The organism is Caulobacter sp. CCG-8 (genome assembly GCF_037402475.1).
Taxonomy (GTDB): domain Bacteria; phylum Pseudomonadota; class Alphaproteobacteria; order Caulobacterales; family Caulobacteraceae; genus Caulobacter.
Genome location: NZ_JBBEUD010000005.1, coordinates 91,465 through 113,034, shown reverse-complemented (window position 1 = coordinate 113,034; position 21,570 = coordinate 91,465). Strand labels below are relative to the sequence as shown.

The 21,570-nt window shown below is 69.5% G+C and carries 22 protein-coding genes and 1 tRNA gene; 4 read left to right on the top strand and 19 right to left on the bottom strand.

Annotated features, from left to right (window positions below; translation table 11 throughout):
• Nucleotides 1–43 precede the first annotated feature (43 nt).
• The 9 genes from yacG to WAE60_RS06130 all read right to left on the bottom strand — a co-directional run bounded on the left by yacG (nucleotide 44) and on the right by WAE60_RS06130 (nucleotide 7,526).
• The gene (yacG, locus tag WAE60_RS06170; protein WP_029907085.1) at nucleotides 44–214 is read right to left on the bottom strand and encodes a DNA gyrase inhibitor YacG; all 171 of its coding nucleotides are present in this window, start codon (nucleotides 212–214) and stop codon (nucleotides 44–46) included.
• On the bottom strand, nucleotides 211–1,251 hold the full coding sequence (locus WAE60_RS06165) for a ribonuclease E/G (RefSeq protein WP_337685432.1): 1,041 nt from the start codon (nucleotides 1,249–1,251) through the stop codon (nucleotides 211–213). The genes yacG and WAE60_RS06165 overlap by 4 nt, the downstream gene beginning before the upstream one ends.
• Complete coding sequence (locus tag WAE60_RS06160) at nucleotides 1,248–1,832, bottom strand: Maf family nucleotide pyrophosphatase (RefSeq protein ID WP_029907083.1); 585 nt, start codon at nucleotides 1,830–1,832, stop codon at nucleotides 1,248–1,250. Before WAE60_RS06160 ends, WAE60_RS06165 begins: the two co-directional genes overlap by 4 nt.
• 9 nt (nucleotides 1,833–1,841) lie before the next feature.
• Nucleotides 1,842–2,060, bottom strand: a complete 219-nt coding sequence (gene infA / locus WAE60_RS06155; RefSeq protein ID WP_004617696.1) for a translation initiation factor IF-1 — start codon at nucleotides 2,058–2,060, stop codon at nucleotides 1,842–1,844.
• 97 nt (nucleotides 2,061–2,157) lie between these two features.
• Nucleotides 2,158–2,616, bottom strand: coding sequence for a low molecular weight phosphatase family protein (locus WAE60_RS06150; protein WP_029907082.1), 459 nt, complete (start codon nucleotides 2,614–2,616; stop codon nucleotides 2,158–2,160).
• A gap of 5 nt (nucleotides 2,617–2,621) precedes the next feature.
• Complete coding sequence (locus tag WAE60_RS06145) at nucleotides 2,622–3,098, bottom strand: UPF0262 family protein (RefSeq protein WP_337685430.1); 477 nt, start codon at nucleotides 3,096–3,098, stop codon at nucleotides 2,622–2,624.
• Nucleotides 3,099–3,116: 18 nt separating this feature from the next.
• The gene (gene hisD / locus WAE60_RS06140; RefSeq protein WP_337685429.1) at nucleotides 3,117–4,403 is read right to left on the bottom strand and encodes a histidinol dehydrogenase; all 1,287 of its coding nucleotides are present in this window, start codon (nucleotides 4,401–4,403) and stop codon (nucleotides 3,117–3,119) included.
• Nucleotides 4,404–5,413: 1,010 nt separating this feature from the next.
• Nucleotides 5,414–6,046 (bottom strand): glutathione S-transferase family protein, encoded by a 633-nt coding sequence (locus tag WAE60_RS06135; RefSeq protein WP_029907079.1) that lies wholly within the window; start codon nucleotides 6,044–6,046, stop codon nucleotides 5,414–5,416.
• 7 nt (nucleotides 6,047–6,053) lie between these two features.
• The gene (locus tag WAE60_RS06130) at nucleotides 6,054–7,526 is read right to left on the bottom strand and encodes an NCS1 family nucleobase:cation symporter-1 (RefSeq protein ID WP_337685428.1); all 1,473 of its coding nucleotides are present in this window, start codon (nucleotides 7,524–7,526) and stop codon (nucleotides 6,054–6,056) included.
• A 134-nt stretch (nucleotides 7,527–7,660) separates the two neighbouring features.
• On the opposite strand from WAE60_RS06130, the gene WAE60_RS06125 reads away from it, so the two are divergent.
• Nucleotides 7,661–8,260 carry a DUF805 domain-containing protein gene (locus WAE60_RS06125; RefSeq protein ID WP_337685427.1) on the top strand — a complete coding sequence of 200 codons (600 nt, stop codon included), beginning with the start codon at nucleotides 7,661–7,663 and terminating at the stop codon, nucleotides 8,258–8,260.
• A gap of 7 nt (nucleotides 8,261–8,267) precedes the next feature.
• Here the strand turns inward: WAE60_RS06125 and WAE60_RS06120 are convergent, their stop codons facing one another.
• From WAE60_RS06120 to murA, 9 genes are all read right to left on the bottom strand, one after another.
• Entirely contained in the window at nucleotides 8,268–8,420 is a 153-nt protein-coding gene (locus WAE60_RS06120; protein WP_337685426.1) for a hypothetical protein, read from the bottom strand.
• Between the two features lie 250 nt (nucleotides 8,421–8,670).
• Complete coding sequence (locus WAE60_RS06115) at nucleotides 8,671–10,569, bottom strand: M1 family metallopeptidase (RefSeq protein WP_337685425.1); 1,899 nt, start codon at nucleotides 10,567–10,569, stop codon at nucleotides 8,671–8,673.
• Nucleotides 10,570–10,657: 88 nt separating this feature from the next.
• On the bottom strand, nucleotides 10,658–11,782 hold the full coding sequence (locus WAE60_RS06110; RefSeq protein WP_337685424.1) for a hypothetical protein: 1,125 nt from the start codon (nucleotides 11,780–11,782) through the stop codon (nucleotides 10,658–10,660).
• Between the two features lie 111 nt (nucleotides 11,783–11,893).
• Entirely contained in the window at nucleotides 11,894–12,202 is a 309-nt protein-coding gene (locus WAE60_RS06105) for an EthD family reductase (protein ID WP_029907073.1), read from the bottom strand.
• A 105-nt stretch (nucleotides 12,203–12,307) separates the two neighbouring features.
• Nucleotides 12,308–12,655, bottom strand: a complete 348-nt coding sequence (locus WAE60_RS06100) for a gamma-glutamylcyclotransferase family protein (protein ID WP_337685422.1) — start codon at nucleotides 12,653–12,655, stop codon at nucleotides 12,308–12,310.
• The gene (locus WAE60_RS06095; RefSeq protein WP_337685421.1) at nucleotides 12,652–13,254 is read right to left on the bottom strand and encodes a hypothetical protein; all 603 of its coding nucleotides are present in this window, start codon (nucleotides 13,252–13,254) and stop codon (nucleotides 12,652–12,654) included. Before WAE60_RS06095 ends, WAE60_RS06100 begins: the two co-directional genes overlap by 4 nt.
• Before the next feature lie 66 nt (nucleotides 13,255–13,320).
• A complete protein-coding gene (locus WAE60_RS06090; RefSeq protein ID WP_029907070.1) occupies nucleotides 13,321–13,773 on the bottom strand; it encodes a MaoC family dehydratase in 453 nt (150 codons plus the stop codon).
• A 146-nt stretch (nucleotides 13,774–13,919) separates the two neighbouring features.
• Nucleotides 13,920–14,354, bottom strand: a complete 435-nt coding sequence (locus WAE60_RS06085) for a DUF2948 family protein (protein ID WP_029907069.1) — start codon at nucleotides 14,352–14,354, stop codon at nucleotides 13,920–13,922.
• Nucleotides 14,347–15,645 carry a UDP-N-acetylglucosamine 1-carboxyvinyltransferase gene (murA, locus tag WAE60_RS06080; protein WP_029907068.1) on the bottom strand — a complete coding sequence of 433 codons (1,299 nt, stop codon included), beginning with the start codon at nucleotides 15,643–15,645 and terminating at the stop codon, nucleotides 14,347–14,349. The genes WAE60_RS06085 and murA overlap by 8 nt, the downstream gene beginning before the upstream one ends.
• 367 nt (nucleotides 15,646–16,012) lie before the next feature.
• On the opposite strand from murA, the gene WAE60_RS06075 reads away from it, so the two are divergent.
• A tRNA-Thr gene (locus WAE60_RS06075) sits at nucleotides 16,013–16,087 on the top strand.
• A 73-nt stretch (nucleotides 16,088–16,160) separates the two neighbouring features.
• Here the strand turns inward: WAE60_RS06075 and WAE60_RS06070 are convergent.
• Nucleotides 16,161–17,144, bottom strand: coding sequence for a sugar phosphate isomerase/epimerase (locus tag WAE60_RS06070; RefSeq protein ID WP_337685420.1), 984 nt, complete (start codon nucleotides 17,142–17,144; stop codon nucleotides 16,161–16,163).
• Nucleotides 17,145–17,427: 283 nt separating this feature from the next.
• On the opposite strand from WAE60_RS06070, the gene WAE60_RS06065 reads away from it, so the two are divergent.
• Complete coding sequence (locus WAE60_RS06065; RefSeq protein ID WP_337685419.1) at nucleotides 17,428–20,430, top strand: TonB-dependent receptor; 3,003 nt, start codon at nucleotides 17,428–17,430, stop codon at nucleotides 20,428–20,430.
• 62 nt (nucleotides 20,431–20,492) lie between these two features.
• Nucleotides 20,493–21,551: a glycoside hydrolase family 43 protein gene (locus WAE60_RS06060; RefSeq protein ID WP_337685418.1), complete on the top strand. Its 1,059-nt coding sequence runs from the start codon at nucleotides 20,493–20,495 to the stop codon at nucleotides 21,549–21,551.
• The last annotated feature ends 19 nt before the right edge of the window (nucleotides 21,552–21,570 follow it).

Genomic DNA, 21,570 nt, shown 5'->3' with positions numbered 1-21,570 from the left:
GAGGCTAAAAACGAAGTCCAGCCCCTCTTGAAACGATCTCGAACTATTCCCGACCGAAGTCTGTGGACGGCGGGTTTTCCTCGTCCTCGTCGGCGCCGGGCACCACGTACCGGTCCGACAGCCAGCGGTTCAGGTCGATGTCGGCGCAGCGCTTGGAGCAGAACGGCTTGAAGGCCGGTTCCGTCGGCTTCTTGCAGATGGGGCAGGCGCTCATGAGGACGCGACCTCCAGACGATCGTTGGGCCAGTCGGCGACGACGGCCACGGTGAAGCGGCGGCCGATCCTGTCGGCCAGGGCGGCGTCGAGGGCCGCGAAGGCCTCGGCGACGGCGGCGCTGCAGCGTCCGGCCAGCCTGCCGCCCGGATCCGCCCTGCCCTCGCGCTCGAAGGCCCGGACCAGGCGCAGGGCCCCAGCGCGGGCCGTGAGGGCGCTCGTCTCGTCCAGCAGCCGGTCGAGAATCGGCTTGGTCCGGCGCGGCACGATCATCTCCAGCGCCCCGAACTTGCTGATCGCCCCGATCCCGACGCCGGGATTGTCGACGGCGAAGGCGTTGCGGGCGGCCGTGGTCAGGGCCGGGCCGTCGTGGCCGCGGCCGACCAGGTCGAAGACCACGAGGCCGGCCAACCCCTTCAGGCGCAGGATGCGGGCGGCCGTCGTGAAGGCGGCCATGTTGGCGGCGCGGGCCGCCTTCTTGGAATCGCCCTCGCGGGCGCCGAGATCGACGTCGACGGCCACCAGGGCGCGCGTCGCCTCGATGCTGACGTCGCCGCCGCCCGGCAGGGCGAAGACGGTGGCCAGGGCCTCGGCCTCGGCGGCCTCGACGGCCTCCAAGGCGGCCAGGCCCTGGGTCGGGGAGCCCGACTTCACCCAGAGGCGCAGCAGCTCGTCGATGGTCGGCGCGTGGGCCAGCACGCGCGGCTCGCCCTCGGCCGGGCCGACGTAGCGGGCCACGCCCGACTTGTCGCGGCGCGACGGGCTGCGGACCTCGATCTCGACCACCTGGCCTTCGACCAGCTTGGGCATGTCGGGCTTGAGGTTGAGCAGCAGGTCGGCCCCGCCCGGCAGGGCGACGAAGGCGGAGTTGAAGGCGCGTTCGATCTTCTTGACCCGGGCCACGCCCCGCACGCCCTCGGCGTCCAGCAGGTCGTCGCCGTCCCATTGGGCGACCAGGCGCTCGGGACGGCCGTCCAGGGTGACGACCCCGACCGTCTCGCCGATTCCCTTGTAGAGGTAGGCCCGGCGTTCGCTCATTTGCGGTAGCCCAGACCGGTCAGGAGATTGAGGGTCTCGTAGAGCGGCAGACCGACGACCGAGGTGTAGGAGCCGTGCAGGTCGACGATGAAGCCCCCCGCCACGCCCTGCACGCCGTAGCCGCCCGCCTTGCCGCTCCATTCGCCGCCGGCCAGGTAGTCGGCCCGCTCCTGGTCGGAGAGATGCTTGAACTGCACGCGGGTCTCGACCAGCCGCGAGGCCTCGCGGCCGTCGGGGGCGATGGCGGCCACGCCGGTCAGGACCTTGTGGTTGCGGCCGGAGAGCAGCTTGAGGCACCAGGCCGCCTGCTCTTCGGTCTCGGCCTTGGGCAGGATGCGGCGCCCCACGGCCACGACGGTGTCGGCGGCCAGGACGATGGCCCCGGGCGAGCGGGGCGCGACCGCCCTCGCCTTCTCCACGGCCAGACGCAGGGCGTGACGCCGCGGGGTCTCGTCCCGCAGCGGCGTTTCATCGATGTCGGCGGGATCGACCCGATCCGGGGCGACGCCGACCTGCGCCAGCAGGTCCAGGCGCCGGGGGCTCGCGCTGGCCAGGACCAGCGGCGTCCGCTGGACGACCATTCGCCAGCCCTACTTGAAGCGGTAGGTGATGCGGCCCTTGGTCAGGTCGTAGGGCGTCATTTCCACGAGCACCTTGTCGCCGGCCAGCACGCGGATGCGGTTCTTGCGCATCTTGCCGGCGGTGTGGGCGATGATCTCGTGATCGTTCTCCAGCTTCACGCGGAAGGTCGCGTTGGGCAGCAGTTCGCTGACCGTACCGGGAAACTCGAGCAGTTCTTCCTTAGCCATCAGGCCTCTCAAAACGGGTTACGCCATGCCGGTAAAGCCCCCGCGACGATTGAGTCGGGAGGCGTCACGCGGCTGCGAGGCGGGGTGTATAACGCATTCACCCCCCAAACGTCGATGGCGCGCCGAAACGTTGTCGTATCGCCGTGGCCAGAGCGTCACGCACCTCGCGGTAGGCCGCCAACATGGCGTCGCGCGAGCCGTCCGCAAGGGTGGGGTCGTGGGTCGGCCAGTATTCGATGTCGGTGGCCCGGTCGCGGGCCAGCTCGACGGCCCGGTGCTGGGCCTCGGGCGTCAGGGAGATGACGACATCGAAGCTGTCGTCCTCCAGCTGGGCGAAGCTCTTGGGCCGGTGGCCGGTGACGTCCAGGCCCATCTCGTCCATGACCACGGCCACGAACGGATCGACGCCGTCCTCGTCGGGATCGGGCTTCAGCCCGCACGAATCGACGAACGCCCGCGTGCCGTAGAAGTGCTTGAACAGCGCCTCGGCCATCGGCGAGCGCACGCGGTTGTAGTTGCAGGCGAAGAGGACGGCGCCCGGGAGGTCCGACGGCACGGTCCCTAACCCCGCCAGTGCAGCGCGCAGATCAGGGTGAACAGCCGGCGGGCGGTGTCGAGGTCGGTCTTGACCTTGCCCTCCAGCCGCTCGCGCAGCAGGGTCGAGCCCTCGTTGTGCAGGCCGCGCCGGCCCATGTCCAAGGCCTCGATCTGCTGCGGCGACGAGTTGCGGATCGCCGCGTAATAGCTGTCGCAGATCATGAAGTAGTCCTTGATCACCCCCCGGAAGGGCGACAGGGACAGCAGGTGCCGGCGCTCGTATCCGGGGCCGGCGATGTCGAAGGCCAGGCGGTTCTCGACCAGCGACAGCTTCAGGTCGTACGGCCCGCCCGCCGCCTCGGCCGGCTCGAAATAGTTGCCGTCCAGCAGGTCGAAGATCGCAACCTGCCGTTCCTGCTCCTGGTCGCGCGAGGCGGCGGCCAGGCTGTCCTCGTCGATGAGGATGGACTTCAGGAACTGGCTGGCCTTGGCGTCGGACATCGTCGGCAGACTTGCCCCTTACGGCTTGGTTGGCAACCGGACCGCCGCCGACAGGGCGTGGGCCGGCAAGCCCTCGGCCTGCGCCAGGGCCACGGTGTGCGGGCCCAGGATCGCGAACGAGGCCGCGTCGCACTTCACGATCGAGGTGCGCTTGAGGAAGTCGTAGATCGACAGGCCCGACTGGAAGCGCGCCGCGCGGCTGGTGGGCAGCACGTGGTTCGAGCCGGCCACGTAGTCGCCGATGGCTTCCGGCGTCAGGCGGCCCAGGAAGATCGCCCCGGCGTGGCGCACGCGGTCGGCCAGGCGCTCGGGCTCGTCGATGGCGAACTCGACGTGCTCGGGGGCCAGCAGGTCCACCAGGCGCGGGCTGTCGTCCAGCGGCGCCAGGATGATCGCGCCGTGGTCGCGCCACGAGGCGGCGGCGTCGACGCCGGTGGCCAGGGTCTTCAGGCGCGCGTCGACGGCGTCGGACACCGCCTGGGCGAAGGCCTCGTCGTCGGTGATCAGGATCGACTGGGCGGCCGGGTCGTGCTCGGCCTGGCTCAGCAGGTCGACGGCGATCCAGTCGGGATCGTTCTTGGCGTCGGCCACCACCACGATCTCGGACGGACCGGCCAGGGCGTCGATGCCGACCACGCCGTAGAGCCGGCGCTTGGCGGCGGTGACATAGGCGTTGCCGGGGCCGACGATCTTGTCGACCGGCTGGATCGGGCCGGCGCCGAAGGCCAGGGCGGCCACGGCCTGGGCCCCGCCCACGCGCCAGATCTCGGTGACGCCCGCTTCCTTGGCGGCCGCCAGCACGGCGGGCTGCAGCTTGCCGGGCGGGGTGACCATGGCGATGCGGTCGACGCCGGCCACCTGGGCGGGCACGGCGTTCATCAGCACGGTCGAGGGATAGGCCGCGCGACCGCCGGGCACGTAGACGCCCACGGCCTCCAGCGGCGTCCAGCGCCAGCCCAGCTGCACGCCGGCCTCGTCGGTCCAAGCCTGGTCCTGCGGCTTCTGGCGGGCGTGGAAGGCGCGGATGCGGGCCGCGGCGAAGGCGATCGCGTCACGGACCTCCTGCGAGCACTCGGCGGCGCCGGCCTCGATCTCGTCGGCGGTGACGCGGATCGTGTCCTCGGTCAGCTCCACGCCGTCGAAGCGGCTGGTGAAGCTGAGCACGGCCTTCAGCCCCTCGGCCTGCACGGCCTCCAGCACGTTGCGCGCGGCCGCGTCGACGTTCTCGGGCGCGCCCCGGCGCTCGTCGAGGAACGCCTTGAAGGCGGCGGGGAAAGAGGGGTCGGCGGAATTGAAGCGGCGCATGGGGCCTAGATGCGGTTTTTTGTGTGGGGTGCAAGAGAAGAGTGACAGTGCGGCGACCGCTTGCCCCCTACGGACCGCTTCGCGGTCGTCTTCCCCCGGAGGGGGAAGAGCGGCGGTGCGAAGGCTCCGCCCCCTACGGGGGCGGACAGACCGCGAAGCGGTCAGGTGGGGGCAAGGGGGTGTGATCCCACGCCAATTTGGCCGTGAGCTGGTGGGGAGGCGCGGAGCGGACCGGGCTTCGCCCGGAGACCGTGAGGTTGTGTTTGCGTTTCGGCTTGGCTCGACCGCTCCGCGGAACCGTTCTTCTCAAGGGACGGCGACTGAGGGCCTGTTTCATCCCGATCGACGTTCCCCCTCGGGCGGGCAGGATCAGGTCGCCCGGAAGGGGCCGTCGGCGACTCCGACTGATCCTGGAACGGGCCGGTTTGAACTTCCCGGCCCCGTCGACCCGCCGGTCTTCGCCGAGGTTCGTCTTACGCCTTGGGACCTTCTGAGCCCCGCCGCCCAAGACCTCCCCCCAGCCAAGGCAAGCGGCCCCGCTCGGTTCCATCCCCATCGCCTGCTTGGGCCGGTACCAAGAGCCCTCCCCGTGATGGTGACGGGCTTATTGTGCGGGAGGTTTGACTACTGGCGCGTCGGTGACGACGCTTTTTCTTCAGGGCGTTGGAAAGATTGGGATTTGTCCCGCCGCTTACGGGGATAGACGCGGCTGCATCCCCGCGCGGGGACATGCCCTCGCTCCCCCCACCGTCCGTCATCCTCGGACTTGTTCCGAGGACCCCTGCTTCAGCCGAGAAGAAGGGTGATCCGTGGCGCGGCGAGCTCGCGGCCTCCCCCAACCGACAAACCCGCCGACAGAGGGGTCCTCGGAACAAGTCCCAGGATGACGGTTCCAAAATGGAGAAAGGCCTGAGCCGCTCGAACCTCCGCCGGGGACATGCCCTCGCGGCGTGTCCCCGACCGCCTGGCTCCGTGCGAAATCTGGGGACACGCCCAAGGGCATGTCCCCGTCAGCGCTTCGCGTCGGCCGCCTCGAACAGCGCGATCTGGTCCGCCCGGGCCTTCCGGAAGGCGGGGCGATCCGTCACGCGGGCCACATAGGCCTCGGTCGCGGGGCGGTCGCCGAAGGCGCGGACGTCCGAAACCCGCAGCACGTCCGCCATCAGCAGGTCGGCGACGGTGAAGCGGTCGGCCGCCAGCCACTCGCGTTCGCCGAAGATCCGCTCGAGGTGGTCGAGGCGCTGGTCCAGCCATCCGGTCAGCTTGTTGTCCTTGTCGCCGCTGATCCCCAGGAACCACCACGGCACGCTGACCATCTCGATCGAGTTCAGCGCGGCGATGGTCCATTCCAGCGTTTCGGCCGCGCCGACCGGATCGGACGGCATCAGCCTGTCGCTCTTGCGGGCCAGGTGCAGCAGCCCCGCGCCGCTTTCGAAGATCTTCACCGCCCCGTCGTCCAGGTATGGAACCTGGCCGAACGGCTGGCGGTCGAGATGGTTGGTCGCGCGATCGTCGAAGGGGATCGTGCGGACGGCGTAGTCGAGACCGGCCTCCTCGCACGCCCATCGCAGCCGCAGATCGCGCACGAAGCCGCGCGGCCCTTCGGGGACCCAGTCCAAGGTCCAGATCGTCAGTCCGCTCATCGCGCCTTCACTCCACCGCCGAAGCCCGCGCCCCGTCGCCGAGCCGCATGGCCGCCACATAGACCGCCGCCGCGAGCGCTGCGCCGACGAACCAGGCGTAGTCGTAGAGCCCGGTCCACGGCGCACCGATCGCCGCCGCCGCCGGCAGGCCCGCCGCCTTCAGGAAGCCCGGCAGGTTGGGCGCCACCCCGATGACGAAAGCGCCGACGGCCGCCAGGTTCCAGCCCTTGAAATAGGTGTAGCGCCCGGCGCGGTCGTACAGCGCCTCGACGTCCAGCCGCGCGCGGCGCAGCAGCCAGTAGTCGGCGATCAGGATCCCGGCCACCGGCCCCAGCAGGGCGCCGTAGCCGGTCAGCCAGACGAAGATGTAGCCCTGGGTGCTCTCCAGCAGCTTCCACGGCATGATCAGCACGCCGATGCCGGCGGTGATCCAGCCGCCGGTGCGGTAGCTGATCCGCTTGGGCCACAGGGCCGAGAAGTCGTAGGCCGGGCCCACCAGGTTGGCGGCGATGTTGCACGAGACGGTGTCGAGGCTGATGATCAGCAGGCCCACCAGCACGGCGATGCCGCCGATGTTCCCCGACAGGGCCACCGGGTCCCAGACCGGCTTGCCGTAGATCAGCACCGTGGCCGAGGTGACGATGACGCTCATCGTCGCCAGCAGGGCCATCGGCCCCGGCAGGCCCACCGCCTGGCCCACGACCTGGTCGCGCTGGCTGCGGGCGAAGCGGGTGAAGTCGGGGATGTTCAGGGCCAGGGTCGCCCAGTAGCCGGTCATGGCGGTGACGGCCGGGCCGAAATCCTTCCAGAACCGGCCGGCCTTGGCTCCGCCGGCGTCATAGGCGCTGGGCTCGTGCAGGATCGGGCCGATGCCGCCGGCCTTGCTCAGCGCCCACCAGACCAGCAGGCCGCAGACCAGCAGCTTGACCGGCGCGGTCCAGGTCTCGAGCTTGCGCACCGTCTCCAGGCCCTTGGTGACGAACAGCAGCTGGATCGCCCAGAAGGCGGCGAACGACAACAGCTGGCCCACGCCGATGCCCAGGCCCGGGACCATCGGCCCCACCAGGCTCTTGCCGACCATCACGCCCAGCAGGGTCAGCAGCGCCCCGCCGCCGATCCAGGTCTGGATGCCGTACCAGCCGCAGGCGACGATGGCCCGGGCCAGGGCCGGGGCCCGCGCGCCGCGCCAGCCGAACGAGGCCCGGGCCAGCACCGCGTAGGGCACGCCCCACTTGGCGCCCGCATGGCCGATCAGCAGCATGGGGACCAGCACGATCAGGTTGCCCAGCAGCACGGCCCACACCGCCTGGGCGGCCGACATCCCCTGCTCGATCAGGCCCGCGGCCAGCATGTAGGCCGGCACGGCGATGACCATGCCCAGCCACAGGGCCGCATAGTGCCGCGCCTTCCAGGTGCGCTGGGCGGCCGTGGTCGGCGCCAGGTCCGGGTTCCAGAGGGTGTTGCCGGCTGTCTGATCCATGTCGCCCCCGCGATCCATCGTGGACGGAGCATGGGTCAGCGAACGACGGTCGTCACGGGGAAAGTCGGCGCCTGGGCGTCGGCGGCTGAATCGCCCTATTCGAAAGCTTCGCCGTCGAGGCGAAGGGGGACGCCATGCACGACTTCATCGATTCCGTCCGCAACGGCCTCACCGGCCTGCTGCGCTTCTCGGGCCGGGATCCGGCGCGGCGGTTCTGGCCCTATGTCGCCGTGGTGATGGCCCTGCTGTTCGTCGGCGCCGCGGCGACCATGGGGCCGATCATGGGCCAGTCGTTCGCCCGCATGCAGCAATTCGCCGTCGAACATCCCGACCAGGCCACGGTCACCCGGGGACCCAACACCTATTCGGTCCAGATCCACGGGAACCACCCCGAGCTCATGCCCGACATGGCCCCGTTCTTCACGGTGATGCAGGCGGGTTGCGCCCTGGTCGTGGCGTTGCTGGCCGCGGCGGTGACCCGGCGGCTGCACGATCGCGGGCGGCGCGGCTGGTGGGGCCTGCCGCCCGTGGTCTTCCTGACCATCGGCATGACCCTGTTCCCGCGCTTCTTCCAAAGCACGCTGACGGGCGAGATGACGGTGGAGTCGATGAAGATGTTCGGCCTGATCTTCGCCAACAACGTGCTCTATCTGGCGTCGCTGGGTCTGCTGATCTTCCTGCTGGCCGGCGCGAGCCAGGCCGGCGGGAACCGTTTCGGCCCGCCCGCGCCTTGAAGCCCGCCTAGCCTATGGCGGCATAGGCCCAGGTCGCCAGCCCCGCCCCGAACACCAGGACCATGGCCACGATGCCGACCCGCCCCCACTGGATGCAGGGGCCGGCGTGCCGGAGCTCGGCGGCTTCCGGCTTGTTGATGTCGCATTTTCTGAAGAACACGGAACGCGCACGCACACGGGTCGCGAACACGGCGTCAGCCATGGCGATCTCTCCCTAACGAGGCCCGCCTCTCTGTCGGAGGCGTACAGTCAGGGTTAACATGAAAACTCGCCTCGCGAGCGATTTTCGGCGCGGTTTCGGATCAAAATCGACTCGAAAAGCGCGTTTTGGTCGCCAAAAACTGACGAAAACGACGAAAACGCGCGATTTTCCGAGAAACGGCTATTTCACCAGTCGCTGCTTCCCGTCGCTACTTCACGATGCCGTCGACCGTCTGCCGGGTGACGGCGTGATAGAGCGGCCGGGTCTTGGCGTAGAGGCGCTTGGCGATCGGCTGGCCCCAATCGCCCTGGGCCATCAGGTCCTTGAACAGCGGGGCCACGAACTTGCGGCGGCCCTGGTCGGTCAGGAAGGCCTCCAGCGACGGCACGGCCGGGTCGTAGCGGTTGGCCACGGCCAGCTCCAGCCAGACGAAGCGGATCTCGCTGTTGCCCTGGGCCGACAGGCCGAAGGCCTTGTCGAGCGCGGCCAGGCGCTCCTTGGACAGTTCGCGCGGCAGGCTGGCCACGAAGCGCGTGCGCTCGGGCGTGCTCCAGGCCTTCCACTTGGCCAGCGGCGCCGGGCCGCCCTTGGCGTAGGCGGCGGCCAGGGCGTCCACCGCCGGGAAGGCGGCCGACTTGATATGCACCGCGTTGGCGGGCAGCCCGACGTCGTAGACCCACTTGTCGATGCCGATCTCGGCTTCCAGCTTGGGATCGCCCTTGATCAGGTTGGCCCGCAGGTCGGCGACGAAGCCGGCCGTGGTCTGGCTCTGGAAGGCGTGGCGGGCGAAGTAGTCCTTCAGATAGGCGTCCCAGCGCTCGCGCCCGACCGCCTTCTCGATGGTGCGCAGGAAGGTCGCGCCCTTCTGGTAGGCGATGTCGGTCATGCCGTCGTCGGGGTCGCGGCCGGTCAGGTCCAGATGCAGGCGGGTGTCGGCGCCGGTCAGGCCGCCGGCGTCCTTGATGGCGTCCTGCAGGTCGCTCCAGCCCAGATCGGCCAGCATGTCAGCGCGCGCCTTGCCGTACAGCTTCTCCATGATCCGGTTTTCGAAATAGTCGGTGAAGCCCTCGTTCAGCCAGAAGTCCGACCAGGTGGCGTTGTTGACCAGGTTGCCCGACCACGAGTGGGCCAGCTCGTGGGCCACCAGGCTGACCAGCGAGCGGTCGCCGGCGATGATCGTCGGCGTGGCGAAGGTCAGGCGCGGGTTCTCCATGCCGCCGAACGGGAACGACGGCGGCAGCACCAGCAGGTCGTACCGGCCCCAGGCATAGGGCCCGTAGAGGCTCTCGGCCGCCTCGACCATCTTCTCGACGTCGACCAGCTCGTAGGCGGTCTTCTTCATCACCGACGGCTCGGTGTAGACGCCGGTCCGCTGGCCCAGGGGCGTGAAGGTCAGGTCGCCGATGGCGATGGCGATCAGGTAAGAGGCGACCGGCTTGTCCATCTTGAAGCGGTAGGCGCGACCACCCGCGACCGGCTCGCCGTCCGGGGTCAGCATCTCGGCGCTCATCACCGCCTTCAGGCCCTCGGGCGCGACGATGCGGGCGGTCCAGGTCTGGCGGATGCCGGGGCTGTCCTGCGTGGGGATCCAAGTGCGGTTGAGGATCGCCTCGCCCTGGCTGAACAGGTAGGGCTTCTTCTTGCCGGCGGTCTGGGCCGGGGTCAGCCATTGCAGGGCCGCGCCGCCCGGGGCGCTGTCATAGCTGACGACGATGCGGCGGGCGCCGTTCAGTTGCACCGTCAGCGGCGCGCCCAGGTTCGGATCGGCCTTGCCCAGGATCCACGGCAGGGCGGCGCCCTTGTCGTCGGTGACGCCGTGGATCACCAGGCCCTTGCTGTCCAGCACCACTTCCTTGGCGTCCGGCGCGGCGGCGATGTCGAGGGCGGCCGTGCCGGTCATCTTCTGGCCGGCGAAATCGGCGGTCAGGTCCAGGTCCACGTGCGTCACCCGCGCCACCAGGGGCTGGGCGTAGGAGTGGATGTCGTGGGCTTCCGGCGTGGTCAGGATCGCCGGGACCGGCGGGTTGCTCTGGGCCAGGGCGGGCATGGCGGCTCCGCACAGCAGGAGCGCCAGCAGGGCGGCGCGGGCGGTGGTCTTCAGGGTCATGGACGGGGGTTCCGACTACGGACAGGCTTCAGCCAACCGTCTTAGACCCTCGCTCCGCCTCTCCTCAACCGCCCATCCGGCGTAAGGTTCAGAGATAGTCCAGCAGGCTGGTCCCGCCCGTGTTGACGCTGCCGTCGGGATTGAACAGCGAGGCCAGCTTGTCGGAAAGGTTCTGCATCGCGACCATCTTGTCGTAGAGGGCCGGGGTCCAGCCGGCGGCCTGGCGCTCCTCGTCGCTCATGGCCGCGTACTGGGTCAGCAGGCTCTTGCCGAAGGCCGAGCTGTCCTGGCCCTGGGTGCTCTTGTAGGCGCTGGAGACGCTGTCGCGGTTGCGGGCCTTCACCTCGGCCGTCGCCTGGGCGATCTCGTGCTCGGAGAACTGGCCGCCCTTGTTCAGGGCCACGGCGGCCAGCGAGCGGTCGTCGAACTTGGAGAAGTCGATGGTCCCCTCGTCGGGCGAGGTGGCCGCCCCCTCCTCGGTCGCCGAGGCGTACTGTTTGTCCAGCACCGTGCGGACGTCGGAGGCCACGGCGTTGATGTCGCGCGTGCGGGGGCTGGCCACCACGCCGCCCACGTCCTTCAGATAGGCCGCGACCGGGTCGTCCTCGATGCCGCTGGGGGCGACGCCGGGCTTGGCCTGGGCCTGCTTGAGGCCCTCGGTCAGGGCGGCCTTGTCCTTGGCCCATTGGCCCGACGCCTTCTCCTCGGGCCCGGCGGCCTCGAGATTGGCCAGGGCCGCCTTGTAGAGCCCGGCATAGTCGCCGGTCACCCGCATGGCCGAAGCCGCGGCCGACATGGAGGTGTCGCGGCTGGCCTTCATCTGCAGGCTTGCGACCACCTGCTCCTCGATCGAGAACTTGCCGCCCCGGTTGCTGGCGATGGCGTAGAGCGTGCGGCGGTCCAGGCCCGAGACGTCGATCGTCGCCTTGCCGTCCTTCAGGGCGCTGGTCGCCTTGGCCCCGGCCAGCAGCTTGTCCAGGGCCGAGCGGGCGTCGGCCACCACCGCGTCGGTGGTGCGGTTGTCGGTCTGGGCCGCCAGGGCCGCCTGGGCCTCGGCCGACAGGGTGACGTTGACGCTGGACGCGCTGGTCGAGCCGGCCGCCGCCGACTGGCCGTAGGCCGAAGCCGCCGCGCCCGACGTCGTGGACGTCGTCGTGGCGGTGTTGAGCAGGGCGTACGAAGTCGACCCGTAGCCGGTGACGCTGCTGACCATGGCGGACCTCGCTGGCCGCCGCGAAAATCACGAATCGCGACGGCGTGGAAACACGCCGCAACCAAGCCGCATCATGGTTAATCACGCATTAACCATGATGCCTCGCCGCCGTCACACGGGCGCGCCGACCAGGGCCACCGGGACGATGTCGGTGAAGTTGGCCACGTCGCCCATGACCTCGGCCGCGCGCGCGCCGCCCAGGGCGCCGGCCATGGCCTCGGGGCTGTCGAAGGTCAGGTGGACGATCAGCACGAACGGGGCCGGCCCGCCGTCGGGCGCCGACAGGCCCTTGATCACCTGCACGCCCTTGAGCGCGTCGCCGAAGGCGTCCTTCACCAGCGGGATGTGCGTGGCGTGGTAGTAGGCCTCGTCGAACTTCGCGCCGGCCTTGGCGGGATAGAGCACGCTGAAGATGACCATGGTCGGCTCCCTGTCTCGGCGTCGTCGCTCGCGCCGTTCGGGGGAGTTAAGCACGCGAACGCGACCGCGCCACGATTGCCGCGACGGCGCCCGCTGCGGCCGGCTTCAGGCCTTGATGTAGACGAAGGCGCGCAGCCCCGAGGCCAGGGTCGCCTCGACCCGCCTGTAGTCCGCAACCTCGTAGGTGTCGGCGGCGGCCAGCTCCTCCGCGGTGATCTCGAACACCATGCCCTCGACCGTGTCGGCCGGATCGCCGCTGGCTGCGACGATGGGGTGGCGGTCCGCGCCACTGGCGGCGATCACCGCCGGATCGGTGATCCGCACCATGGTGCGGCTGTAGCCCGGCAGGGCGTCGGCCGCGCCCGCCAGCAGGCGGCCGAAGGTCTCCATCTGCACGCTCTCCAGCTGGAGCGTGCCGTAAGAGAACAGCCGGATGGGGTCCGGGGCGCTCATCGCGCCGACCAAAGACTGCCGGCCGCCGCCTGCAGGTCGCCCGAGACGCCGCGCCGGGCCAGGGACAGGCCCTCCAGCTCGACCTTGTCGGCCCGCAGGGTGCGGGGATGGATGGTGTAGCCCAGCTGGTAGACGGCGCGGTCGGTCTTGGTGACGCCGTCCTCGATGAACACCGTCAGCACGCCTACCGGCACGCGGCCGGTCCTGGCCTTGCCGGCGTGCTTGCGCAGGCCGTTCTCGATCCAGGCGGCCTCGAGCCGCGGATTGCCGGTGGTCTCGACGCTGTCGGAGCGAAGTTCGGGGGGGAACCAGACGGTCTGGGTCTGGATGACCTGGCCCTCGTTGACCGAGGTCAGGCGCACCCTGGCGCCGTCGTCCTCGCGCTGACCGGTCATCACGAAGGTCTGCTTGAGCGCGGCGGCGCGGGCCTCGGCCTGCCGCTCGCTGGCGGCGGCCGACCGTTCGCGGTCCTCACGGACCCGTTCGCGATGCGAATCCCAGAAGCTGAGGCCGGTGATCACCAAGGCCGCCACCGCCACGATCTCGGCCAGGGTCAGCCAGCGGATCGGCAGGCGCTTTGAAGGCGTCTCTTCGGTCAAGTTCGGCTCCGTCGGCGCGGTTTCGGGAGGCGACCGTAGAGCGCCCGCAGCCTTCCGTGAAGGCGGCTAGGCCTTGGCCGGCTTGCGCCGGCGCGGCACGCGCACGACGGCCTCGCCGTCCATGATCAGTTCCCCGTCGACCAGGCCTTCGCAGCGCAGGGTGACCCGGGCGCTGACCTCGTCGATGGCCGACACCGTGATGCGCGCCGTCACCACGTCGCCGATCCGCACGGGCTTGTGGAAGGCCAGGGTCTGGGTCAGGTAGATCGCGCCGGCGCCCGGCAGGATGGTGCCGACCACGGCCGAGCCGAACGACGCCGACAGCAGGCCGTGGGCGATCCGCCCGCGATAGGCGGTCTTGGACGCGAAGCCCTCGTCCATGTGCACGGGGTTGAAGTCGTCCGACGCTTCGGCGAACAGGCCGATACGGTCCTCGGTGACGGGGACGCTCTTTTCGGCGACCATCCCGACCGCGAGTTCTTCAAGGATGTAGCCGCCGGAGGGGTGACGTTCGATCATGACGCGGCGTTAGCCGCGTTGGCGCGTCGTGGCCAGCGAAAATGCGTGGGAACCCGGTCGATCGAGACTTCTGCTCGCCGGCGGAGAGCGACGCCGTGGGGTCCGGGCCCTAAATCACCCTCTCTCATAGAAAGAGGGGTTTCCCCCTACTCCGCGTGCCCCGGCTTGCGAGAGGTGGCCCACGGCTCCGAGACATCGGCCAGGATCACGTCCAGGCAGTCGACGCTGACCTTCAGGTCGCCGCCGCCCGCGAAGGTCAGCAGCACCGCGCCGCCCGGCGCCTCGCCGGCCTCGAAGGCCACAGACAGGAGCTCGACCACCGCGTTCTTGGCGTCGCGGCGCAGCTTGCGGGCCTGGACGCCGGTGACGTCGCCCAGCTGCAGGGCCGAGCGGATGCGCTCCCCGCCCTTTTTGGCGCCCTTCTCCCAGCGGAAGCGGTTGCAGGCCAGGGTCAGGGTGCGCGCCGAGGCGTCCCAGCGGATGTCGCCGATCTTGGCCACCGCGTCCTGCAGGGCGGCCGAGATCACCGCCAGGTCGTCGGCGTCCTGGGCCAGCAGCTTCAGAGCGGGGGCGTCAGTCATTGTCGATGGCGTCCTCGGGCTCGCCCTTGATGCGGCGCACCTGGGCCCCGCAGGCGCCCAGCTTCTCTTCCAGCCGCTCGAAGCCGCGGTCCAGGTGGTAGATGCGGCTGACCGTGGTCTCGCCGCGCGCCACCAGGCCGGCGATCACCAGGCTGACTGACGCGCGAAGGTCGGTGGCCATGACCTCGGCGCCTTCCAGCCGCTCGACGCCGCGCACGCGGGCCTCGCCGCCGGACACCGAGATGTCGGCGCCCAGGCGCATCAGCTCGGGGGCGTGCATGAAGCGGTTCTCGAAGATGGTCTCGCGAATCCGGCTCTCGCCCTTGGCCGTGGTCATCAGGGCCATGAACTGGGCCTGCAGGTCGGTGGCGAAGCCCGGATAGGGCTGGGTCTCGACGTCGACGGCGTCCAGGCGCTGGCCGTTGCGGCGGATGATGACGCCGTCCTCGGTGCGGACGACGCCGCAGCCGGCCTCCTCCAGCTTGACCAGCAGGCTGTCGATCAGCTCGGGACGCGAGCGGGTCAGCTGGACCTCGCCGCCGGCCATGGCGGCGGCCACGGCGTAGGTGCCCATCTCGATCCGGTCGGGGATCACCGAGTGGGTGGCGCCGTGCAGCTTGGCCACGCCGGTGATGGTGATGGTCGGTGTCCCCGCCCCTTCCACCTTGGCTCCCATGGCGTTCAGGCAGATCTGCAGGTCCAGCAGCTCGGGCTCGCAGGCGGCGTTCTTGATCAGCGTGACGCCGTCGGCCAGCACGGCGGCCAGCATGGCGTGCTCGGTGGCGCCCACCGAGACGAACGGGAATTCGATCTCGCCGCCCTTCAGGCCGCGCGGGGCCTGGGCGTAGACATAGCCCTCGTGCAGGTCGATCTTGGCGCCCAGCGCTTCCAGGGCCTGCAGGTGCAGGTCCACGGGCCGCGCGCCGATGGTGCAGCCGCCCGGCAGCGAGACCTTGGCCTGGCCGGTGCGGGCGACCAGCGGGCCCAGCACGTTGAACGAGGCGCGCATCTGGCGGACCAAGTCATAGGGCGCGAAGCCGCTGGTGATCTCCGGCGCGTGCAGGATCGTCTCCGAACCGTCGGGGCCCTCACGCTCGTCGACGTGGGTCCCCAGACGGGTCAGCAGCTTGCCCAGGAACTTGGTGTCGGCCAGGCGCGGCATGTTGGTCAGGCGCAGCGGCTGGTCGGTCAGCAGGCTGGCGGCCATCAGCTTGATGGCCGAGTTCTTGGCGCCGCTCACCGGGATGATCCCGTTCAGCTGCGCGCCGCCGGTGATGGCGATGCGATCCAATGAAAGTCCCTCGTCGCGCGGCCTTCGGAGGGGTGTCGCCGCGCGGTCATATGTGAAGGGGCGGTTCTACCGGTTGCAAGGGTCCGCGCAAGGGGCTGCACGGATTCCTCAACCTTCCTCCTCAGTCCGAAGAGGATTCGTCGTCCGAACGGGGTGATTCCGGCTTGGCGGCGGCCGCGGGGGCCGCCTTCCTGCGGCGGAGATTGGTTCGCAGCGCCTGCGCCAGCCTAGCTTCGCGCTCGGCTTTTTCGTTACTGGGCTTGGGGTTCTGGCTCATATGTCCACAGGTGAAATCGCTGCGACGATCGGTCAAGACGATTTTGGCTTTGCCAACCGCGTTTGGTTCGCTATACGCCCCCTCCTCGTCGCCGCCGTAGCTCAGTGGTAGAGCGCATCCTTGGTAAGGCTGAGGTCGGCAGTTCAATCCTGCCCGGCGGCACCATCGGGGTCCAAACCTAGCGGTTTGGGCCCCGACCCGTTTCTGGACATCGTCATCGACAGGCCCGGCCGCTCGGTCAGGCGCGCAGTTTCGACAGGTAGTCGAAGCTGATCCCCACCGATTCCAGGCGCGAATGGGCGAAGGGCGGCTCCTGCTCGACGAAGAAGTCGCGGACGCCTGCCGCGTGGGCGGCGGGCAGCAGGCGCGGCCAGTCGATCTTGCCGGACCCCACCTCGGTCGGGTCCTGGACGAAGACGAAGTTGGGCTTGGTCGACGCCTTGATGTCCTTGACGTGCATGGCCACGAACCGGCCCGGATGCGCCTTCAGAAGGGCGAACGGGTCCTGGCCGGCCGCAGCCACCCAGCCGGCGTCCATCTCGAAGCTCACGGCCGCCGGATCGGTGTTGGCCAGCAGGATCTCGTAGCCGTTGCGCGCGCCCGGCTTGCCGCCCGCCTGGGCGGCCAGGGGCGAGAACTCGGCGTTGTGGTTGTGATAGGCCAGCTTCAGGCCCAGGGCCTTCAGCGCCGCGCCCTTGGCGTTGAGGAAGTCGGCGTTGAACTTCCAGTCGTCGGCGGTCATCGCCCCGCCGACCCGGCCCAGCACCTGGCCGAACGCCTCGCCGGCCTTGGGTTTCAGGTCGAAGCGTTCGGGCGTGTAGAAGATCGGCATGACGATCATCCGCACGCCCAGCACGTGCGCCTCGTCGGCCAGACGCGACAGGTCGCCGTCCAGGCTGGATTCGCCGCCCCGGGCCTGGACCTGGACGTGGGCGCTGGGCGTGGACAGGCCGACCGCGTCCATGGCCGCCCGCAGCTGCGCCGGCGTGCGGCCCGCATAGCCGGCCAGCTCGATGCTCTTGAAGCCGATGGCGGCGACGGCCTTGAGCGTGCCCCCCAGATCGGCCTGGGCCTGGTCGGCCAGGGTGTAGAGCTGCAGCCCGATCGGCAGGCCGGTGCGGGCGAAGAACGGTTGGTCCGCCGCCCAGGCGATGGGCGCCGCGCCCAGCCCTGAGAGGCCGGCGACGCCCGCCGCCACGATCGCGCGCCTGGAAAGATCCATCGTCTCCCGCCCCTTCCGTTGTGTCGCCGCCATAAAGGCATCGGCGGCCGCCGAGGTCGATAGGGCGCGTGACGCGCGTGGTTCGGCGACCCCACGGCTGGCTTCGATAACGACGTTCTCGCCGGGATTGCCCCGACCGATCTTTCGCGTTAGGTTTTCAGAAAATGGGATTTGATCTCATTTTATGGGAGAGAGCGACAAGCACGATCGGCCACCCAAGAAGGCCGGCGACGTCGTTCCACGGGAACAAGAAGCGGGCGCGAGCCCGGTCAGGGAGGAAGTCATGGTGCGCATTCACGCGGCTCGTCTGGTTTCAGGCTGCTCGCTGGCGGTTCTCGCCTCGGTCGCCCTGCTCGCCCCCGCCCACGCCCAGGAGGCGGCGCAGACGACGGCGCCCCCCGGCGGCGACACGGTCGAGGAGGTGGTGGTCACCGGCTTCCGCGCCAGCCTGACCAGCGCCATCAACACCAAGCGGGTGTCCAACAACATCGTCGACGTCATCAAGGCCGACGACATGGCCAGCTTCCCGGACGCGAACCTGGCCGAGTCGATCCAGCGGATCCCCGGCGTCTCGATCACCCGCGACGGCGGCGAAGGCCGCAACATCACCGTGCGCGGCCTGGGCGGGGACTTCGTCCGCACCACCCTGAACGGCATCGAGGCCTATTCGGCCACCACCGGCTCGACCCTGGGCGTGGTGGCCGGCATCAACCGCTCGCGCGGCTTCGACTTCTCGACCTTCGCCTCGGAGCTGTTCAACAGCGTCACTGTCAGCAAGTCGCAGTCGGCCGAGATGGACGAGGGCTCGCTGGCCGCCACCGTCGACCTGCAGACCGGCCGCCCGTTCGACAAGAAGGGCTTCCGCGCCGCCGCCTCGGCCCAGGGCGCCTACTACGACAACAACAAGACCACGGCCCCGCGCTTCGCCGGCCTGATCAGCGACACCTGGGGCGATTTCGGCGCCCTGTTCTCGCTGGCCTACAACGAGCGCAAGCAGCAGGAAGAGGGCTACAGCGACACCTCGCAGTCCGACTATTCGGACGCCAACAACGGCTTCTGCGGCACGGCGGTGGACATCGCCAGCCAGCCCGGCAGCCAGGTGGTCAACACCCCCATCCCCTACGTGAACCCGCTGTCGGGCTCGGGCAACCGTCCGGCCGGCCAGTGCTTCTCGGGCCTGCCGTCCGATCCGACGGCCTATGCGGCGATCAACCAGCCCAACGTCTTCCTGCCGCGCAATCCGGGCCTGGGCCGCTTCGAGCTGGACCAGAAGCGCCTGGGCATGACCGGCGCCCTGCAATGGCGGCCCAGCGACCGGACCGAGGTCATCCTGGACCTGGTCTTCTCGAAGTTCGACCAGGACCGCACAGACTACGCCCTGTCGAACGCCTCGCTGAACCGCAACGTCAACGGCGCCACGGCGGCCTTCCCGCTGTTCGCCGGCCGGGTCGACGCCCAGATCATGGACGTCCACGTGCTGCCGACCGGCCAGGTCGACTACATGAAGATCAACAATGTCGACATCAAGCACATCGAGGAAAAGAGCGTCACCACCACCGAGACGCACCAGATCGGCCTGACGCTGCGGCATGATTTCACCGACCGGTTCAGCGCCGACGCCAAGCTCGGCCACTCGGGGTCGGACTTCAAGCAGCCCTGGGACGTGCTGATGTCCTACGACGGCTTCAACAAGCCGGGCTACGTCTGGGATTCCCGCCAGGACGCCCGCCGCCCCTTCATCGACTACGGCTACGACGTCACCAATCCGGCCAACGTCACCTTCACCAACGCCGGCACGGGCCTGACCCCCGACATCCGCGTCGTCAAGGCGTCGGTGTTCAACACGCTGTGGACCGGCGAGGCGAACGCCAAGTTCCGCCTGAACGACGTCTTCACCGTCAAGGGCGGCGTGTCGCTGAAGTCGTTCGACTTCCAGACCAAGCAGGTCCAGCGCCTGTACGGCAACAACGGCCCGACGGGCGTGACGGCGACGGGCACCATCCCGTTCAACTTCGCCCAGTTCGCCACCGACTTCCCCGGCTCGGCTCCGCTCAGCGAGACGATCACGGGCTTCGGCAAGCAGCTGAACCTGCCGGCGGGCTCGGTGACCAGCTGGGTGGTGCCGGACGTCTCGGCCTACATCGACAAGCTGGGCCTGCTCTGCAACTGCGCCAACAAGTACGGCGACTTCACCCTGGCCATCAATTCGGCCCTGGGTAACAACCGTGCAGTCCAGGAGACCGACACCGCCGCCTACCTGCAGACCGACTTCGACACCGAGGTCCTGAACGGCCATCGCCTGCGCGGCAATGTCGGCGTCCGCTACGTGAAGACCGACCTGGACGCCACGGGCTACACCTCGCTGACCTCGCAGGTCACGGTCAACAACAAGTACAGCGACTGGCTGCCCTCGCTGAACGTCGCCTTCGACGTGCGCGAGAACCTGATCGCCCGCTTCGCCGCGGCCCGGGTGATGGCCCGTCCCAGCTTCGGCAACCTGACGCCCGGCGGCTCGGTCAACACCACCTTCGGCGCCCAGTCGGCGACGATCGGCAACCCGTTCCTGGATCCGTATCGCGCCAAGAACTACGACGTCAGCCTGGAATGGTACCCCAGCGAAGGCGCGATCCTGTCGGCGACCGTCTTCGACAAGGAGATCGAGAGCTCGATCCAGACGATCGCGACCACGGAGCCCTACGGCAACACCGGCCTGCCGCTGGCCCTGCTGCCGGCCGGCCAGGACGCCTCGACGCCCTACCTGGTCACCCGCTCGCGCAACACCCAGGGCGGCTACATCCGCGGGATCGAGCTGAACTACCAGCAGTCGTTCCGGTTCCTGCCCGCGCCCTTCGACAACCTGGGCACGATGCTGAACTACACCTACGTGGACAGCTCGGTGCTCTACTACCTGTCGTCCGGCACCGCCACGACGCCGGCGACCCAGATCCACGACCAGTTCCTGAACGTCTCGCCGCACTCGGTGAACGCCACCCTCTACTACGAGGACAGCAAACTCTCGGCCCGCGTCTCGGTCGCCTATCGCGACGAGTACCTGACCGCCCTGCCCTTCAAGTCGGAAGTGCCGGACGCCAACGGCAGCTACGCGACGACCAACGTCGACGCCTCGGTGTCCTACAAGCTGACCGACCACTTCAAGCTGACCTTCGACGCCCTGAACCTGACCAACCAGGAGGCCGACCAGTGGAGCGGCAAGGTGCGTCGCTCGCAGCGCGTGTTCAGCACCACGGGCCGCCAGTTCTTCTTCGGCGCGTCCTACACCTTCTGACCGGCGGGCCGCCCCCAAAGGGCGGCCCCGCGACGACCGCTTCCAGTGACCTCGGAGTACCCATGACGGCCAAGACGGTGATGCTGGCGCTGGCCCTGCTGGCGATCGGCGGGACAGGCGCCTCGGCCCGGCCGGCGCCCGCCCCCGCCGAGGCGGCCAGGCCGGCGACGCTGGCCCTGCCCGACATGCCGCTGCACGACCCCTGGATCGTCGCCGACGCCGAAGCCGGGCTCTATCGGCTCTACACGTCCAACATCCCGGCCGTCAGCGGCGCGCCCGGCCTGGGCACGATGATGTACACCAGCCGCGACCTGAAGGCCTGGAGCCCGGCCAAGGCGGTGTTCGTCGCCCCGACCGGCTCCTGGTTCAAGGACGGCGCCTGGGCGCCCGAGGTCCACCGGTGGCGCGGCCGCTGGTGGCTGTTCACCACCTTCCACGACGAGGCCGCCGCCCTGCCGCCGGTCGACAAGCGCAAGCCCTATCGCCGCGGCACCGTGCTGGCCGTGGCCGACCGTCCGGAGGGGCCGTTCAAGCTGGTCCGTGGCGGCGAGCCCGTCGCGCCCAAGGGCCTGATGACCCTGGACGGCACGCTGCACGTCGACGCCGCCGGCAAGCCCTGGTTCGTCTACGCCCACGAGTGGCTGCAGGCCACCGACGGGACGATCGAGGCCCTGCCCCTGACCAACGACCTGGCCGCCAAGGGACCGTCGATGGTGCTGTTCAAGGCCAGCGACGCGCCCTGGGCCAAGGGCCAGAAGCAGCCGGCCGGCGACACGGTGTTCGTCACCGACGGGCCCGAGCTGTTCCGCACCCGGACCGGCGTCCTGCTGATGCTGTGGTCCAGCTACGACGCCAAGGGCTACGTCCAGTCCCAGGCCCGGTCGAAGAGCGGGACCCTAGCCGGGCCGTGGGAGCAGCTGGAGCCCCTGGTCCGCTACGACAGCGGCCACGGCATGCTGTTCAAGCGCTTCGACGGCCAGCTGATGATGGTGGTCCACCGCCCGTTCAAGAACGCCCGCGGCAAGCTCTACGAGATGCGCGACGCGGGGGACCATCTGGAGATCGTCCGTGAGCGGATCGACCTGGACGGTGATCCCGTGGAGCGGGTCGGCGGGCCGTGACCACGCATGGAGGACCCTA

What these genes read in the sequence shown, in the direction of transcription:
- yacG (WP_029907085.1), bottom strand. Translation starts at nt 214, where the DNA reads ATGAGCGCCTGCCCCATCTGCAAGAAGCCGACGGAACCGGCCTTCAAG.
- WAE60_RS06165 (WP_337685432.1), bottom strand. Translation starts at nt 1,251, where the DNA reads ATGAGCGAACGCCGGGCCTACCTCTACAAGGGAATCGGCGAGACGGTC.
- WAE60_RS06160 (WP_029907083.1), bottom strand. Translation starts at nt 1,832, where the DNA reads ATGGTCGTCCAGCGGACGCCGCTGGTCCTGGCCAGCGCGAGCCCCCGG.
- infA (WP_004617696.1), bottom strand. Translation starts at nt 2,060, where the DNA reads ATGGCTAAGGAAGAACTGCTCGAGTTTCCCGGTACGGTCAGCGAACTG.
- WAE60_RS06145 (WP_337685430.1), bottom strand. Translation starts at nt 3,098, where the DNA reads ATGTCCGACGCCAAGGCCAGCCAGTTCCTGAAGTCCATCCTCATCGAC.
- hisD (WP_337685429.1), bottom strand. Translation starts at nt 4,403, where the DNA reads ATGCGCCGCTTCAATTCCGCCGACCCCTCTTTCCCCGCCGCCTTCAAG.
- WAE60_RS06135 (WP_029907079.1), bottom strand. Translation starts at nt 6,046, where the DNA reads ATGAGCGGACTGACGATCTGGACCTTGGACTGGGTCCCCGAAGGGCCG.
- WAE60_RS06130 (WP_337685428.1), bottom strand. Translation starts at nt 7,526, where the DNA reads ATGGATCAGACAGCCGGCAACACCCTCTGGAACCCGGACCTGGCGCCG.
- WAE60_RS06125 (WP_337685427.1), top strand. Translation starts at nt 7,661, where the DNA reads ATGCACGACTTCATCGATTCCGTCCGCAACGGCCTCACCGGCCTGCTG.
- WAE60_RS06115 (WP_337685425.1), bottom strand. Translation starts at nt 10,569, where the DNA reads ATGACCCTGAAGACCACCGCCCGCGCCGCCCTGCTGGCGCTCCTGCTG.
- WAE60_RS06110 (WP_337685424.1), bottom strand. Translation starts at nt 11,782, where the DNA reads ATGGTCAGCAGCGTCACCGGCTACGGGTCGACTTCGTACGCCCTGCTC.
- WAE60_RS06105 (WP_029907073.1), bottom strand. Translation starts at nt 12,202, where the DNA reads ATGGTCATCTTCAGCGTGCTCTATCCCGCCAAGGCCGGCGCGAAGTTC.
- WAE60_RS06100 (WP_337685422.1), bottom strand. Translation starts at nt 12,655, where the DNA reads ATGAGCGCCCCGGACCCCATCCGGCTGTTCTCTTACGGCACGCTCCAG.
- WAE60_RS06090 (WP_029907070.1), bottom strand. Translation starts at nt 13,773, where the DNA reads ATGATCGAACGTCACCCCTCCGGCGGCTACATCCTTGAAGAACTCGCG.
- WAE60_RS06085 (WP_029907069.1), bottom strand. Translation starts at nt 14,354, where the DNA reads ATGACTGACGCCCCCGCTCTGAAGCTGCTGGCCCAGGACGCCGACGAC.
- WAE60_RS06070 (WP_337685420.1), bottom strand. Translation starts at nt 17,144, where the DNA reads ATGGATCTTTCCAGGCGCGCGATCGTGGCGGCGGGCGTCGCCGGCCTC.
- WAE60_RS06065 (WP_337685419.1), top strand. Translation starts at nt 17,428, where the DNA reads ATGGTGCGCATTCACGCGGCTCGTCTGGTTTCAGGCTGCTCGCTGGCG.
- WAE60_RS06060 (WP_337685418.1), top strand. Translation starts at nt 20,493, where the DNA reads ATGACGGCCAAGACGGTGATGCTGGCGCTGGCCCTGCTGGCGATCGGC.